Source organism: Brevundimonas sp. FG128 (assembly GCF_057809775.1).
Map to the genome: position 1 here is coordinate 209,287 of NZ_JBMDKP010000002.1, position 14,665 is coordinate 223,951.

Annotated in this window: 15 protein-coding genes; 4 read left to right on the forward strand and 11 right to left on the reverse strand. The window is 67.1% G+C overall.

Going from position 1 to position 14,665, the window contains the following annotated elements; genetic code table 11:
• Window positions 1–83: 83 nt before the first annotated feature.
• Window positions 84–983: a flagellar motor protein MotB gene (locus tag ACODSC_RS05500; RefSeq protein ID WP_488812543.1), complete on the forward strand. Its 900-nt coding sequence runs from the start codon at window positions 84–86 to the stop codon at window positions 981–983.
• Window positions 984–1,097: 114 nt separating this feature from the next.
• Complete coding sequence (locus ACODSC_RS05505) at window positions 1,098–1,835, forward strand: arginyltransferase (RefSeq protein WP_488812545.1); 738 nt, start codon at window positions 1,098–1,100, stop codon at window positions 1,833–1,835.
• Between the two features lie 16 nt (window positions 1,836–1,851).
• On the opposite strand, the gene parC is transcribed toward ACODSC_RS05505, so the two are convergent.
• Window positions 1,852–4,053, reverse strand: coding sequence for a DNA topoisomerase IV subunit A (parC, locus tag ACODSC_RS05510; protein ID WP_488812547.1), 2,202 nt, complete (start codon window positions 4,051–4,053; stop codon window positions 1,852–1,854).
• A gap of 165 nt (window positions 4,054–4,218) precedes the next feature.
• On the opposite strand from parC, the gene ACODSC_RS05515 reads away from it, so the two are divergent.
• Together ACODSC_RS05515 and ACODSC_RS05520 are read left to right on the forward strand one after the other, a co-directional pair.
• A complete protein-coding gene (locus tag ACODSC_RS05515; protein ID WP_488812549.1) occupies window positions 4,219–5,352 on the forward strand; it encodes an NAD(P)H-dependent flavin oxidoreductase in 1,134 nt (377 codons plus the stop codon).
• A complete protein-coding gene (locus ACODSC_RS05520; protein ID WP_488812551.1) occupies window positions 5,349–7,079 on the forward strand; it encodes a cytochrome c biogenesis protein DipZ in 1,731 nt (576 codons plus the stop codon). The genes ACODSC_RS05515 and ACODSC_RS05520 overlap by 4 nt, the downstream gene beginning before the upstream one ends.
• Here the strand turns inward: ACODSC_RS05520 and recO are convergent.
• The 10 genes from recO to pyrE all read right to left on the reverse strand — a co-directional run bounded on the left by recO (window position 7,076) and on the right by pyrE (window position 14,634).
• Complete coding sequence (gene recO, locus ACODSC_RS05525) at window positions 7,076–7,807, reverse strand: DNA repair protein RecO (protein ID WP_488812553.1); 732 nt, start codon at window positions 7,805–7,807, stop codon at window positions 7,076–7,078. The two genes, ACODSC_RS05520 and recO, sit on opposite strands and share 4 nt — an antisense overlap.
• Window positions 7,807–8,325, reverse strand: coding sequence for a nuclear transport factor 2 family protein (locus tag ACODSC_RS05530; RefSeq protein ID WP_488812555.1), 519 nt, complete (start codon window positions 8,323–8,325; stop codon window positions 7,807–7,809). The genes recO and ACODSC_RS05530 overlap by 1 nt, the downstream gene beginning before the upstream one ends.
• A 21-nt stretch (window positions 8,326–8,346) precedes the next feature.
• The gene (locus ACODSC_RS05535) at window positions 8,347–8,952 is read right to left on the reverse strand and encodes a flavodoxin family protein (protein ID WP_488812557.1); all 606 of its coding nucleotides are present in this window, start codon (window positions 8,950–8,952) and stop codon (window positions 8,347–8,349) included.
• Window positions 8,953–9,052: 100 nt separating this feature from the next.
• A complete protein-coding gene (locus ACODSC_RS05540; RefSeq protein WP_488812559.1) occupies window positions 9,053–10,297 on the reverse strand; it encodes a serine hydrolase domain-containing protein in 1,245 nt (414 codons plus the stop codon).
• Window positions 10,298–10,303: 6 nt separating this feature from the next.
• Complete coding sequence (gene era / locus ACODSC_RS05545) at window positions 10,304–11,251, reverse strand: GTPase Era (RefSeq protein ID WP_488812560.1); 948 nt, start codon at window positions 11,249–11,251, stop codon at window positions 10,304–10,306.
• Window positions 11,248–11,958 carry a ribonuclease III gene (gene rnc, locus ACODSC_RS05550; protein ID WP_346495369.1) on the reverse strand — a complete coding sequence of 237 codons (711 nt, stop codon included), beginning with the start codon at window positions 11,956–11,958 and terminating at the stop codon, window positions 11,248–11,250. Before rnc ends, era begins: the two co-directional genes overlap by 4 nt.
• Complete coding sequence (gene lepB, locus ACODSC_RS05555; RefSeq protein ID WP_488812563.1) at window positions 11,958–12,851, reverse strand: signal peptidase I; 894 nt, start codon at window positions 12,849–12,851, stop codon at window positions 11,958–11,960. Before lepB ends, rnc begins: the two co-directional genes overlap by 1 nt.
• A gap of 55 nt (window positions 12,852–12,906) precedes the next feature.
• Entirely contained in the window at window positions 12,907–13,308 is a 402-nt protein-coding gene (gene acpS / locus ACODSC_RS05560) for a holo-ACP synthase (protein ID WP_488812565.1), read from the reverse strand.
• Window positions 13,305–14,045, reverse strand: coding sequence for a pyridoxine 5'-phosphate synthase (locus ACODSC_RS05565; RefSeq protein ID WP_488812567.1), 741 nt, complete (start codon window positions 14,043–14,045; stop codon window positions 13,305–13,307). The genes acpS and ACODSC_RS05565 overlap by 4 nt, the downstream gene beginning before the upstream one ends.
• Before the next feature lie 4 nt (window positions 14,046–14,049).
• Window positions 14,050–14,634 (reverse strand): orotate phosphoribosyltransferase, encoded by a 585-nt coding sequence (pyrE, locus tag ACODSC_RS05570; RefSeq protein WP_346495372.1) that lies wholly within the window; start codon window positions 14,632–14,634, stop codon window positions 14,050–14,052.
• Between the last annotated feature and the right edge of the window lie 31 nt (window positions 14,635–14,665).

Here is a 14,665-nt window from a genome sequence, read left to right on the forward strand (position 1 = left end):
CCGCACCGCGTCGGGGTTCAAGGTCAACGCGCGGTTAACCTCACGTGGGTCACAATGGGCCACCACAAGTCCGGGGTGCGTCCATGTCCGTGAGCGATCGTCCGATCCTCATCAAAAAGGTCAAGAAGGTCACGGCCGGCGGCCACCATGGCGGCGCGTGGAAGGTGGCCTATGCGGACTTCGTGACGGCCATGATGGCCTTCTTCCTGCTGATGTGGCTGATCAACACGACCGATCCGGAACAGAAGCGCGGCATCGCCGAATATTTCGCGCCCGCAAGCGTGTCCGAGACGACGTCCGGGTCCGGCGGCATTCTGGGCGGGACCGCACTGGGCGACGATGGGCCCAAGAGCTCGGGCTCGCAGTCGGTGATCGAACAGCTGGCGCCCGAGGCGCCTGCGGATACGACCACGGCCGGCCCCAGCTCCAACCTGTCGTCAGCCAGCGATTCGGCGCTCCAGGCCGAGATCGAACGCCGCGAGGCCGAACAGTTCGCCAGCGCCGCCGAATCTCTGCGTCAGGCCATGCAGTCGATGCCGGAACTGGCGGAGCTGTCGAAACAGCTGATCGTGGACCAGACGCCGGAGGGCCTGCGCATCCAGCTGGTCGATCAGGAAGGCCGCTCGATGTTCGACAACAACTCGGCCCGCCCCAATGCCCGCGCCCAAGTCCTGCTGCGGGCCGTGGCCAAGGTGATCAATCAGCTGCCGAACCGCATCTCCATCACCGGCCACACCAGCGCCACGCCGGGCTCCAGCCGCGCCAGCGCCCCGGCCGACTGGACCCTGTCCTCCGAACGGGCGAACGGTTCGCGCCTGGTGCTCCAAGGCTCCGGCGTCGATCCGGACCGGGTCTATTCGGTGGCGGGCAAGGCGGGGTCCGATCCCCTCTATCCCGACGACCCCACCCTGGCGGGCAACCGCCGCATCGCCATCGTCCTGCTGCGCGAAGCGCCCGTGCTGCCGATGGACACCTCGCTGTGACCCCGCTCGGCTGCGACGCGAACACGCTTGCGGCCGGCCAGGGAATGACGCCAAATCGCGCCATGAGCGTTCCGTCGTCGCAATATTGGCAAGATCGGGTGCGGACCTAAGGCCGTGACGCAGCATGTTCCGACACGACAGCTCCGGTTCTTCATGACGTCGGTGGCGCCGTGCCCCTATCTGCCGGGCAAGATCGAGCGGAAGGTCTTCGCCAACCTGCCCTTCTCGGACGGCGCCCACGTCAACGACGAGTTGACCATCGCCGGTTTCCGGCGCAGCCAGAACATCGCCTATCGCCCGGCCTGCGAGGCCTGCGACGCCTGCGTCTCGGTGCGCCTGCCGGTGCCGGAGTTCGTTTTCACCCGCTCGCAGCGCAAGGTGCTGGCTCGCAACGACGACCTGTCCCGCAGCCTGGTCGAGGCCGAGGCCACGACCGAACAGTTCCAGCTTCTGCGCCGCTATCTGACCACCCGCCATCCCACCGGCGGCATGAGCGACATGGGCTGGCTCGACTATGTCGCCATGGTCGAGGACACGGCCGTCCGCACCCATCTGATCGAGTACCGCCTGCCCTCGACGGACGGCGGCCCCGGCGATCTGGTCGCCGTAACCCTGACCGATCTGCTCAAGGACGGGCTGTCGATGGTCTACAGCTTCTACGACCCGACGATGGAGCGCCGCAGCCTGGGCCGGTTCGCCATCCTGGACCACGTGCGCCAGGCCGCCCTGGTGGGCCTGCCCTTCGTCTATCTGGGCTATTGGGTCCAGGGCTCGGCCAAGATGGATTACAAGGCCGGCTTCCGCCCGATGGAGGTGCTCGGCAAGCTTGGATGGTCGCGGCGGGAAGACTAGGCGACCGAACGGCCGCCTATCTGAACTTCCTCAGGCCCCGCGGACCCTGACGCCCGGCGCCGGCGCGTTTGCCTAGCCAATCCTTCCAGTCCGGCCAGTTCCGCCGACGTCCGCCGCCGTCGGCCCATTCCGGCCCCTGTTCGGCGTTGAACACGGTCACGTCGGCCAGGCCGCCCTGTTTGAAGTTCTGCAGGCGCACGCCCTTGCCTCGCCCCATCTCGGGCAGTTCGGCCAGCGGGAAGATCAGCGTCTTGATGTTCTCGCCGATTGTGGCGACGTGGTCGCCGCTAATGCGCAGCATGGCCAGCATGTCGCCGTTCAGCACCTGTTTGCCGCCCCGCTTCTGAGCCAGAGTCTCGTCTTCCGGCGCGATGAAGCCATAGCCGGCCTTGGAGGCGATCAGCAGTTTGCCGCCCGGTTGATGCGCCAGGACGTTGATGATCTCGGCCTTCTCGTCCAGATCGATCATCAGGCGCAGCGGCTCGCCGTGCCCGCGACCCGACGCCAGCTTGTCGGCCCCGATGGTGAATATCCGCCCGTCCGACGCCGCCACCAACAGTTTGTCGGTCGTATAGGCCGGCACGAGGTAGGCCAGTTGGTCGCCTTCCTTGAACTTCAGCTCCGACGGATCCTCGACCTTGCCCTTGGCGGCGCGGATCCAGCCGCGTTCCGACAGGATGACGGTGATCGCCTCGCGGGGAATAAACGCCTCGGGCGCGACGAAGGCCGACGAATCCACGGCCTCGGCGATGGTCGTGCGGCGCGGCGAGATCAACGCCTTGCGCACGGCCTCCAGCTCCTTGGAGATGGCCTTCCACTGCTTGCCTTCCGACGACGTCAGGGCCTGGAGGTGCGCCAGCTCTTCCGACAGCTCCTTGAACTCCTTCTCGATCGTCATCTCTTCCAGACGCGCCAACTGACGCAGCCGGGTGTCGAGGATGAAGTCGGCCTGGACCTCGGTCAGGCCGAAGTGTGCGATCAGAACGGCCTTGGGTTGTTCCTCCTCGCGGACGATGCGGATCACCTCGTCAATGTTGAGGAAGACGATGCGCAGGCCTTCCAGCAGGTGCAGCCGCTTCTCGACCCGCGCGATCCGCCATTGCGACCGGCGGTTCAGCACTTCTCGCCGGTGATCCAGGAAGGCGCGCAGGCAGGGTTTCAGCCCCATGACGCGCGGTGTGCCGTCGGCGTCCAGCACGTTCATGTTGATCGGGAAACGGACCTCCAGATCCGACAGTTTGAACAGACTTTCCATCAGCATTTCAGGCTCGATGGTGCGGTTCTTGGGCTCCAGGATCAGGCGAATGTCTTCCGCCGACTCGTCGCGCACGTCGCCCAGCAGCGGCGCCTTCTTGTGCTCGATCAGGTCCGCCAGCGCCTCGATCAGGCGCGACTTCTGCACCTGGTACGGCATCTCGGTGACGATGATCCGCCACACGCCGCGCCCCAGGTCCTCGGTCTCCCAGCGCGCCCGCAGACGCACCCCGCCCCGCCCCGTCTCATAGGCGTCCAGGATCGAGGCATGGCCTTCCACGGCCACGCCGCCGGTCGGGAAGTCGGGACCCGGCACCAGTTGCACCAGCTCCGCCGTCGTCGTCTCGGGCCGTTCCAGAAGCATCTGGCAGGCGTCGATCAGTTCGCCGACATTGTGCGGAGGAATCGACGTCGCCATCCCCACGGCGATGCCGGACGAGCCATTGGCCAGCAGGTTCGGGAACCCGGCCGGCAGGACGATCGGCTCTTCGTCCTGATCGTCGTAGGTGGCGCGGAAATCGACCGAGTCCTGGTCGATCCCGTCCAGCAGCAGGACGGCGGCCGGGGTCAGCTTGCACTCGGTGTAGCGCATGGCGGCGGCGCTATCGCCGTCGATATTGCCGAAGTTGCCCTGCCCGTCGACCAGCGGATAACGCTGGGCGAAATCCTGGGCCAGGCGCACCAGGGCCTCGTAGATCGAGGCGTCGCCGTGCGGGTGGTATCCGCCCATCACCTCGCCGACCACCTTGGCGCATTTGCGCGCCGCCGCCTGCGGGTTCAGCCGCATCTGGTGCATGGCGTACAGGATGCGCCGGTGCACGGGCTTGAACCCATCGCGCACATCCGGCAGGGCGCGGTTGGTGATGGTCGACAGGGCGTAGGCCAGATAGCGGCGGCTGAGCGCCGTCTCCATAGGCTCGTCGATGATACGGCCGCCTTCCGGCGGCGGGGCATGGATCGTCATGGGCCAGCGAATCGGGGATGGGAAGCCGGAAGTCTAGCCCGAAGCCGCGCCTAAGTCGGGGATAGTTCCGCGAAGCCGGACGATGCGGGTACGCTGACCGGGAACGCGCCGCCCTTCCGCGACGCGCCGACGGCGCCTAACTGCAAGGGCGACAAGGAGCGCACCGTGAACACCCGCCTGACGCAGACCATCGGCCTGGACCATCCGATCATCCAGGCGCCGATGGCGGGCACCTCGACGCCCGCCCTGGCCGCAGCCGTTTCCAACGCAGGCGCGCTGGGCTCCATCGCCATCGGAGCGGTGAACGCCGAAGAGGCCAGACGTCAGATCCGGGCGACCCGCGCCCTCACCAACCGGCCGTTCAACGTCAATGTCTTCTGCCACACGCCCGCCGCGCCGGATCCAGCCGGAGACCAGGCGTGGATCGACCGCCTGCGACCCCTGTTCGCGCCTTTCGACGCCCAGCCGCCGGAGCGGTTGCGCGACATCTATCCCAGCTTCGTCAGCGACGACGACGCCCAGTTGGCGGTGCTGCTGGAAGAAGGTCCCGCCGTGGTCAGCTTTCATTTCGGCCTGCCGAGGCCGGAGCAGATCTCGGCGCTGAAGGCCGCAGGGATCGTCCTGCTGGCGACCGCAACCTCGCCGGCCGAGGGTCAGGCAGTTCAGGACGCCGGCATCGACATGGTCGTGGCCCAGGGCTGGGAGGCCGGGGGCCATCGCGGCGTGTTCGACACTGCCGACGACCTGCGGTTCGCAACCCTGCCTCTGACCCGACTGCTGGCCAGCAAGCTTGCCATTCCCGTGATCGCGGCGGGCGGCATCATGGACGGCGCGGGCATTATGGCGGCGATGACGCTGGGCGCGGCCGGGGCTCAGATGGGCACAGCCTTCGTCCCCAGCCCCGAATCTGCGGCCGACACGGCCTATCGACAGGTGATGGCGGGTCAGGAGGCCCAGCGGACCCGCGTCTCCGCCGTGCTGTCCGGTCGGCCCGCCAGAGGGATCGAGAACGCCTTCATGCGTCAGGCCGACCCCGACGCGGTCGCCGCCTATCCTCGCGCCTACGACATCGGCAAGGCGCTGAACGCGGCGGCCAAGGCCGCCGGCGACCACGGCTACGCCGCCCAGTGGGCCGGACAGGGCGCGCCGATGGCCCGTGTCATGCCGGCAGATCAGCTCGTGCGGACACTGGCCGAGGAAATCGGTCGCGCCGCGAACATTTTCCGCAGCGATGAAACCAACCGCCCCGTCCGTTCGAACGTAGGGGATAACACCCCTCCCCGTCAGGCCGCTCCATGATCCTGTTTCTGCTGTCCTACCTAGCCGGCGTCCTGACCATCGTCAGCCCCTGCATCCTGCCTGTCCTGCCGTTCGTGTTCGCCCGCGCCGATCGCCCCTTCCTGCGCAATGGCTTTCCGCTGCTGGTCGGGATGGCGGTCACCTTCGCGGGCGTGGCGACGTTGGCGGCGCTGGGCGGCGGCTGGGCGGTTCGAGCCAATGAGGTCGGGCGGTGGATCGCCCTGGCGGTCATGGCCGTGCTGGGCCTCAGCCTCCTGGTGCCGACGATTGGCGACCGGCTGATGCGGCCGTTCGTGGCCGCCGGGTCCTGGCTGACCGACCGGGCCGAGCGTCATGGCGGAGATGAGGGCGACGTTCGGGCCTCGTTGCTGCTGGGCGTGGCGACGGGCCTGCTGTGGGCGCCGTGCGCCGGGCCGATCCTGGGCGTCATCCTGACCGGCGCGGCGCTTCAGGGCGCGGGCATAGGCACGACCGTTCTGCTGCTGGCCTATGCGGCGGGCGCGGCGACGTCGCTGGCGCTGGCGCTGGTCGTCGGCGGGCGGGTGTTCAAGGCCATGAAGGGCGCGCTGGGCGTCGGCGAATGGGTGCGGCGCGGACTGGGGGTGCTGGTGCTGATCGGCGTGGTCGTCATCGGCCTAGGCGCCGACACCGGCCTGCTGACCCGGATTTCGGCCGCCAGTACGGGCCGGATCGAGCAGGCGCTGCTGGGCGGGATCGGTCGCGGCATGCCGACGAACTCGGCGCCCGCAAACCTGGCCGACCTGCCGGTCGAGGGGATGATGCCGCCGCTGACCGGGGCGACGACCTGGATCAACTCCCCGCCCCTGACGACGGAGCAACTGCGCGGCAAGGTGGTGGTGGTCGATTTCTGGACCTACTCCTGCATCAACTGCCTGCGCTCCATCCCCTACGTCAAAGCCTGGGCCGAGAAGTACAAGGATCAGGGCCTTGTCGTGATCGGGGTCCATACGCCCGAGTTCGCCTTCGAGAAGTCCGAGGCCAATGTCCGCCAGAACGTGCAGCGGCTGGGCGTGACCTATCCCGTCGCCATGGACAACGACTTCGCCGTCTGGCGCGCCTTCAAGAACCAGTACTGGCCCGCCCACTACTTCATCGACGCCAAGGGCCAGATCCGTCACCACCACTTCGGCGAAGGCGATTATGCGGGGTCGGAACGCGTCATCCAGCAACTACTGAAGGAGGCCGGCGCGGCCGGGGTCGCTGCGGACGTCGTCAATGTCCAGGCCCAAGGCGCGGAGGCGGCGGCCGACATGGCCCAGGTCGGCTCACCCGAGACCTACGTCGGCTATGCCCGCGCCGAGAACTTCCGCTCGCCGGGCGGCTTCGCAAACGATGCGATCAAGGCCTACGCCGCCGCGCCGCTGCAGCTTAACGACTGGAGCCTTTCGGGCCGCTGGCGGGTGACGCGCGAACATGCCGACCTGCAGGGTGCAGGCGGTCGCGTCACCTTCCGCTTCAAGGCGCGCGACCTGCATCTGGTCATGGGGCCGAGCAAGCCGGGCCAGCCGGTCCGCTTCCGCGTCCGCATCGACGGCCAGGCGCCCGGCGCGGATGCGGGGGGCGACGTCGACGCCCAGGGCGTGGGGCGGGTCGATGGCGAACGGCTGTACCAGCTTGTGCGTCAGACCGGTCCTGTGCGCGAGCGAACCTTCGAGATCGAGTTTCTGGATCCCGGCGTTCAGGTCTTCGCCTTCACCTTCGGCTAGAGCCGTCCGGCGTCGGCCAGCTTTTCCAGCATCCAGACCCGCGCCGGCGGCAGGGGCTTGTTCTGCGGGTGGAAGACGAACTGTTCGAGGAAATGCCCGGTCAGGTCGAACCCGGCCCTCACGTCGCCCTCGACCAGGCCCGCCTGGGCGCCTAGCATGAAGGGCGGCAGGGTCAGCATCTTGTCGGCATAGGGCGCGCCGGCCTCGCGGCTGACGGCGCGGCCGGTGCGGGGGCTGACGTAGATCAGGTCGTCGGCCGTGCCGGTCGCAGCGCATTTCGACAGATCGAGCCCGAAGCCCAGGTCTTCGAGCAATCCCGCCTCGAACCGCACGAAGATGGCGGGCCAGACGTCCGGCAGGGCGAAGGCGGCCATCAGCGCTTCGAAGGCCAGGAAGACGCCGGGATGGGGTTCTCGCTCGGGCAAGGCCCCCTGCGCCACGCCCGCCGCCGCCGCCAACCCGGTCAGGGCCATGGCGTCGTCGAACAGGGCGCTGGGGCCTTCGCCCACCGGCTCCAACCGGGCGGCGCCCAGGTGATCCGAAGTCCGCGCGCGATAGTCCGCCACGACCCGCGCTCCGGCCTGCAGAAAGGGCCGCATCTTGCGCGACGCCCCGCCCGCCACATAGGCCGAGCGCCGACCGTGATTTTCGGTCAACAGGTCCACCACGGCGCCGGTGTCGCCATGGCTGCGCGCCGACAGCACGAAGGCTTCTTCGTGGAAGTCCATCAGGGGGCTTCGGCGGGGTCGCGGATGAGGCCGACGACGGCGTCGGACCTGTCATTGGGCACGGCGAAGCTCAGCACATATTGCTCGATCTTCCATGTCTCGCCTCTTCCCTGACGACGCAGCAGGCCTGAACCACGCAGCTCGCCATAGGCTTCATTGTCCAGCTTCTCGTCGAACCAGGCGAAGTCGCCAGAGACAACCAGGGTCCGGTCGCGCGGTCGATAGGTCCAGCCCCGCCCCTTGGCGAAGAAGGGTTCGGCATAGGCTTTGAACTGCGCGATGTTCCAGTGCTCTGAGGCATCGGTGCCGATAAAGCGCGCGCCGCTGGAGAACTGATCGAAATAGGTCGCGCCGTCCGCCCTCGCCGCTGCCTCGTGCATCCGGTCGAGGGTCGCGGCGGCCTCGGTCGCACCCTGCTGGGAGCGGACACCGGCGGCGTGGTCACCCTGCGGGACCATGGCCGCCGAGGCGGGTGCGGATGACTGAAACGCGAGGGCGGCGAGGAGAACAGCGATCATGCCGCTGTTCTAGTCCTGTTCTCAGCTTTCGGGAACGGGGTAGGTCTCGGGTTTCAGCACCTTGGCCAAGGCCAGCATGTTGCGCGCCGCATTGCGCCCCACGCGGTCGGAATAGTCGTGACCCTGATCGGTCTCGACGTAGTCGGGGCCCGGTCCCGGGCCGAGGTGCCAATAGGTCCAGCTTTGCGCCGGCATGGTGAAGCCCATGTCGATCAGGGCCTGGGACACGGTGGCGACAATATGGTGGGCGCCGTCCTCGTTGCCGGTGATGACGATGCCCGCCACCTTGCCGAAGGCGACAGGACGTCCGCTGTCGTCGGTCTCCTCGAACAAGGCGTCCATCCGTTCCAGCGCCCGCATGCAGATGCTGGACATCTGGCCCATCCAGGTCGGGGTGGCGAAAACCACGATGTTCGCTGCCATGATCTTCTCGTGCACCGACGGCCAGTCGTCGTGCTCGCCTTCGTCGGTCTTCACGCCGGGCTTGAGATTCAGGTCCACCAGCCGGACCATATCGACCTCGGCTCCACCCTGTTTCAGCTCCGCGATGACCACCTCGGCCAGGGCTTCGGTGCTGGACGTCTCCGGCGAAGGTTTGAGCGTGCAGTTCAGGATCAGGGCTTTCATGGCGGTCCTCGTTTCTTGCCTCTCTCGCTAACCGCCCCCTCGCCAGCCCGTTCCCACGCGGCCTCAGATTGGCGATCGAGAGGCCGAAACTCGCCTGGCCCTACCGCGACAACTGGGTCGGAAACTGCCTGCCCAGCGCCTCCGCCATGGCCTGCTGGTTGATCATGAAGACGGGGTTCATCTGGTGATAGTTGTGCGAGAGCACGATCACCGTCACGTCTTGATCGGGCTGATAAGTGACCAGGTTGCGGAAACCGCCCCAGCTGCCCGTGTGATAGATCTGGCGGTCTTCGAACGCGGGGCGGACCTGTTCGCCCAGGCGGTTCGAGAAGATGCCGTAACCCCAGTCTCGCCGGGGATGCCCCCGCTCATTCGGCGTGCTGTCCGGCGCATGGTCGGCGATCATCTGCCCATAGCTTTCGGGCGTCAGCAGCTTGCCGTGATGCAGGGCGTGTTGCCACACCAGCATGTCGTCCAGCGTCGAATAGATCGCCCCCGCGCCGGCCACGATCGAGGTGTTGGCGAGGGGTTGGGCCGTCAGGCCGCCGGGGAAGTTGGCGTAGCCCATGATGACGCCGTGATCCCCGCCGTCCAGATCGACGCCCGTGTCCTTCATCCCCAGCGGACCGAAGAACCGGTCCTGAAGGAAGTCGGCGAACCTCATGCCGCTGGCCTTCTCGACGATGGCGGCCGCCAGGTTGAAGCCCGCGTTATCGTAACGGACCTTGGTTCCGGGTGCGAACTGCAGGCGGAAGGCCTTGGAGTCCTCGGTAAGTTCGTCCAGCGTCGCCGGCGTCACCCGCCGCATGCCCCAGCCGCCGCGCGCCATCAGGTCCGGAATGCCTGACGTATGTGATAGCAGATGGCCGATGTGGATGGGGGCCCAGGCCTCGGGGCACGGCTGGATCCATCTGCAGACGGGGTCATCGACCGACAGTCGCCCCTCGTTCTGCAGCTTCAGGATCGCGGCGGCGGTGAACTGTTTCGACACGGACGCGAGGCGGAACCGCGAGTCCAGCTCAAGCGGCCGATCCTGCTCATAGTTCGCCTTGCCATAGACCTGACGGAACAGCACCTGATCGCCGCGCGCCACCAGCACGGCTCCCATGAACCTGCGCGCCTGCGCCTCGCGATCCAGCCGGGCCTTCAACTGAGGCAAATCCTCGACCACGACCAGCGGTGGGCGAGGTGGGACGGTGTGCGCGGCGACCGCATCCTTCGTCTCTGCGGGCTCACGATGCACAGTGGCCAGGCCAGCGAAGGCCGCTCCGGCGATTAGGAGGACCGCCAGCCCGGCGATGACGGTCCGGGGATGGCCCCCGGCGGTACGCGGTACTTCAAACACAGGAACTCAGACGTCGAAATCCAGACCGAACTGGGCGTAAAGCGCCCGCGAATCCTGCCACTTCGGATCGACCTTGACGGTCAGGAACAGGTGGACCTGGCGACCGAGCAGCTCGTTCAGCTCCTCGCGCGCCTTCTGGCCGATCCATTTCAGAGTCTGACCGCCCTTGCCCAGGACGATGGGCCGCTGGCTCTCGCGCTCGACATAGATGGTCTGTTCGATCCGGGCCGAGCCGTCGGCGCGCTCCTCGAAACTGGTGGTCTCCACCGCCGCCGAATAGGGCAGCTCTTCGTGAACGCGCAGATAGACCTTCTCGCGCGTGATCTCAGCCGCCAGTACGCGAACCGGCACGTCGGCCGCCTGGTCCTCGGGATAGAGCCACGGCCCCTTGGGCATCGACAGGGCCAGACGCTGTTTCAGGTCCTCGACGCCGTCGCCATTGGCAGCCGAGATCATATAGACCTCGGAATAGACGCCGCTCTCGAACATCTTCTGCGACAGGGCCAGCAGGGTGTCGCGACGCATGCCGTCGATTTTGTTCAGCGCCAGCACCACCTTGGTGCCCGTGGACTGCAGATTGGCGATGATGGTCTCGGTGTCCTCGGCCGAGCGGCGATCGGCCGCCGTGCCTTCACGGCCTTCCGAGTTGATATGCGACTGGGCGTCGATCAGGTGGACGACGATGTCCGCATCCTGGGCGCCGCCCCAGGCCGAAGCGACCATGGCCCGGTCCAGGCGACGGCGCGGGGTGAAGATGCCGGGGGTGTCCACCAGCACGATCTGGGCGTCGCCTTCCATGGCGATGCCGCGCACGGGAAAGCGTGTCGTCTGCACCTTTTGCGTGACGATCGAGACCTTGGACCCGGTCAGCCGGTTCACCAGCGTGGACTTGCCGGCGTTCGGCGCGCCGATTATGGCGGCGAAGCCCGCGCGCTGGTTTTCGAAATCGGTCAAATGACGCCTTCACGTTTGAGGAGAGCCGTTGCGGCCGCCTTCTCCGCCTCCTGACGCGAACGCCCTTGCGCGGTCAAGGGCTGCACGTCCTGCACGGAAACTTCGACGGTGAATGTGGGCGCATGATCCGAACCCGTCCGATCCGACACGCGATAGGTCGGCAGCGGCCTGCCCTTGCCTTGCGCCCATTCCTGAAGCGCGGACTTGGGATTGGTCACGGTCCGCGACGGCGGGGCAGACAGTTCGTCGGCCCAGGCAGCGTCGAAGAAGGTCCGCGCCGCATCAAGGCCGCCGTCCAGATAGACCGCCGCCAATATGGCCTCGACCGCATCGGCGATGACGCCCGCCTTGCGACGGCCGCCGGTCTTGGTCTCGCCGGGCGACAGCCGCAGGGCCGGGCCGACGCCCAGCGCCTCGCCGACGCGGGCGCAGGCCGTCTTGTCGACCAGGGCATGCAGGCTGGACGAAAGCTGACCTTCGTCGGCCGTCGGAAACTCGGCCGACAACCGCTCGGCGACCAGCAGGCCCAGCACCCGGTCGCCCAGGAACTCCAGCCGCTCGTTGTCGCGCGGGCCGTGGATCCCGACCGGGGCACCCTCGCCCACGCTGGCGTGGGTCAGAGCGCGCTCCAGCAGGGCCTTGTCCTTGAACGTGTGTCCCAGACGCGTTTCCAGCGCCGCAACGGATTCAGCTCGCGTATTCGCCATTACTTCAAGACGTTGAAGAACCGGTCGAGCCGCACGTTGAACCAGCTGACGGGGTTCCACAGCGACGAGCCGGGCTTCCAGGAGAACAGGATGATCTGGGCCTTGCCGACCAGGTTCTCGGCCGGGACCATGCCCACGCCGCTGGACTGTTCGACGCGGCTGTCGATCGAGTTGTCGCGGTTGTCGCCCATCATGAAGTAATGGCCGGCCGGGACTTCATAGACCGGGGTGTCGTCCAGATCGTTTCCGGGACCGAAGTCCTGGGTCATGAAGCTCCTGCCTTCCGGCAGGGTCTCGCGCACCTCGGTCACCGGGCGCGGGCCGAAGATGTCGTTGATCTCCTGCTCGCTGACCACGACGTCCTGAACCGGCTTGTCGTTGATATACAGCTTGTTGGCGATCATCTGGATGCGGTCGCCCGGCAGGCCGATCACGCGCTTGATGAAGTCGGTCTTGTCGTCACGCGGCAGTTTGAACACGACGATGTCGCCGCGCTTGGGTGCCGAGCCCATGATCCGGCCGTCGAACAGCGGCGGGCTGAACGGGATCGAATGTTTCGAGAAGCCGTAAGACCACTTCGACACGACGATATAGTCGCCTTCGTAGAGGTTGGGCTCCATCGAGGCCGACGGAATGGTGAAGGGCTGAAACAGGAAGATTCGCAGCACCATCGCGATCAGCAGGGCGAAGACGATGGTCTTGAAAATCTCGCCCGTTTCGCTGGCTGCCGACGGCGTCTTGTCGCGACCGCCTGGCTTCTGCGCATAGACCTTGTGGTTCGACGTGGTCGGCTCCTGCACCGACTGGACCGGAGCGTCCGCCTCCGAAGCCGCAAATCGCTCTTCGGGAGTGGCGTCGCGTTTGGCGTCGTCGGGCTTTTGGTCTTCGCTCATGCGATCAGGCATCCTCGCCGCGTCTGCGCGGTCATCGCGCACGCCTATAACCTGATTACGACTGCGGCAAGGCTTCGATCACGACGAAGGCGAGCGCATAAGGATGTTCGTCGCTCAGCGTCAGGTGGATTTTCGCCTCGTGTCCGGCCGGCGTCAGACGCGCAAGATGCTCGGCGGCATGCCCAGTCAGGGCCATCGTCGGCTGGCCGGAGCGTAAGTTCACCACCCCCATGTCGCGCCAATAGACATCGGCCCGCATTCCCGTGCCCAGCGCCTTGGCGCAGGCCTCCTTGGCCGCGAAACGCTTGGCGTAGCTCCAGGCCGGATCAGGCTTGCGGTCGGACCGCGCACGTTCCAGTTCCGTGAAGCAGCGGGTCTTGAAGCGATCCCCGAACCGATCCAGCGAGGTCTGGATACGGCGGATGTCCGACAGATCCGCGCCCATGCCGATGATCATTTCGCCGCATCCATCGCCGCCCGCATGCGCCGGATCGCGCCGTCCAGACCGATGAAGATCGAATCGCCGATCAGGAAATGGCCGATGTTCAGTTCGCGAATCTCGGGGATCGCCAACATGCGCGGCGCGGTGTCGTAATCCAGCCCGTGACCCGCATGAACCTCCATCCCCAGGATGTCGGCCTGTGCGGCGGCGGCGGCCAGGCGTTCGAACTCGACTTCGCGCTCGCCAGGATCGGTCAGATGGCAATAGCGGCCAGTGTGAAGTTCGATGACCTGTGCGCCCACGGCTGCGGCGGCCTCGACCTGCGCCTCGGCGGGCTCGATGAACAGCGAGACTCGGATGCCGGCATCCGCCAGCGCCCTGACCACAGGGGCGATGCGCGCCTCGTGGCCCGCGACCGCCAGACCGCCCTCGGTCGTCACCTCCTCACGCCGCTCGGGCACAAGACAGGCCGCATGGGGCCGATGACGCATGGCGATGGCCAGCATCTCCTCGGTCACCGCCATCTCGAAGTTCAACGGCTTGCCCGCCCGCGCGCACAGGGCGCTCAGCACGTCGATGTCGGCGTCGGTTATGTGGCGGCGGTCTTCGCGCAGATGGGCGGTGATGCCGTCCGCGCCCGCCGCGAGGGCCGCCTCGGCCGCGCGCGCCGGATCGGGATGCGTCCCGCCGCGCGCATTGCGCACCGTGGCGACGTGATCGATGTTGACGCCCAGCCTGACCCGTTCGCGCATGGCTCTACTTCGACAATCTGCGGCTGCCGGGATCTTCCACCGGAAGCGCGGCGAGTTCCGGCGGCAGGGCGTCGGCCGCGTAGGCCGGCACCTCCAGCGAGGCCAAGGCGATCAGCGGCACACCCACGTCCACCTTGCCGCCCGAACGATCGACGATGCAGGCGGCAGCGACCACCTCGCCCCCGGCCGCCTGGATGGCGGCGATGCATTCGCGCGACGAGAGGCCGGTCGTAACGATGTCCTCGACCATGACGACCTTCTCGCCCGGCTCGACCGAGAAGCCGCGACGCAGCTTGAACTGGCCGCCTTCACGCTCGACGTACATCGAGCGGACCTTCAGGTGTTTGGCCGTCTCATAGCCAGGAATGATGCCGCCCACGGCGGGCGAGATGGCGACATCGACCGGGCCGACCGTGGCGACGATCTTGTCGGCCAACGCCTTGCACAGCCGCTCGCAGCGCGCCCCGTCCATGAAGACCAGGTTCTTCTGCAGGAAGACCGGGCTGTGCAGGCCCGACGACAGGACGAAATGGCCTTCGCGCAGGGCGCCGGCGTCACGGAACTCGTTGAGGACGTCTTGGGTGTTCATGAAGGGGTTCTAGACCCGGATCGCGCGCGGA

Coding starts and splice junctions, on each gene's coding strand:
- ACODSC_RS05535 (WP_488812557.1), bottom strand. CDS start 8,952: ATGAAAGCCCTGATCCTGAACTGCACGCTCAAACCTTCGCCGGAGACG.
- ACODSC_RS05500 (WP_488812543.1), top strand. CDS start 84: ATGTCCGTGAGCGATCGTCCGATCCTCATCAAAAAGGTCAAGAAGGTC.
- parC (WP_488812547.1), bottom strand. CDS start 4,053: ATGACGATCCATGCCCCGCCGCCGGAAGGCGGCCGTATCATCGACGAG.
- ACODSC_RS05530 (WP_488812555.1), bottom strand. CDS start 8,325: ATGATCGCTGTTCTCCTCGCCGCCCTCGCGTTTCAGTCATCCGCACCC.
- rnc (WP_346495369.1), bottom strand. CDS start 11,958: ATGGCGAATACGCGAGCTGAATCCGTTGCGGCGCTGGAAACGCGTCTG.
- lepB (WP_488812563.1), bottom strand. CDS start 12,851: ATGAGCGAAGACCAAAAGCCCGACGACGCCAAACGCGACGCCACTCCC.
- recO (WP_488812553.1), bottom strand. CDS start 7,807: ATGGACTTCCACGAAGAAGCCTTCGTGCTGTCGGCGCGCAGCCATGGC.
- ACODSC_RS05565 (WP_488812567.1), bottom strand. CDS start 14,045: ATGCGCGAACGGGTCAGGCTGGGCGTCAACATCGATCACGTCGCCACG.
- ACODSC_RS05520 (WP_488812551.1), top strand. CDS start 5,349: ATGATCCTGTTTCTGCTGTCCTACCTAGCCGGCGTCCTGACCATCGTC.
- acpS (WP_488812565.1), bottom strand. CDS start 13,308: ATGATCATCGGCATGGGCGCGGATCTGTCGGACATCCGCCGTATCCAG.
- pyrE (WP_346495372.1), bottom strand. CDS start 14,634: ATGAACACCCAAGACGTCCTCAACGAGTTCCGTGACGCCGGCGCCCTG.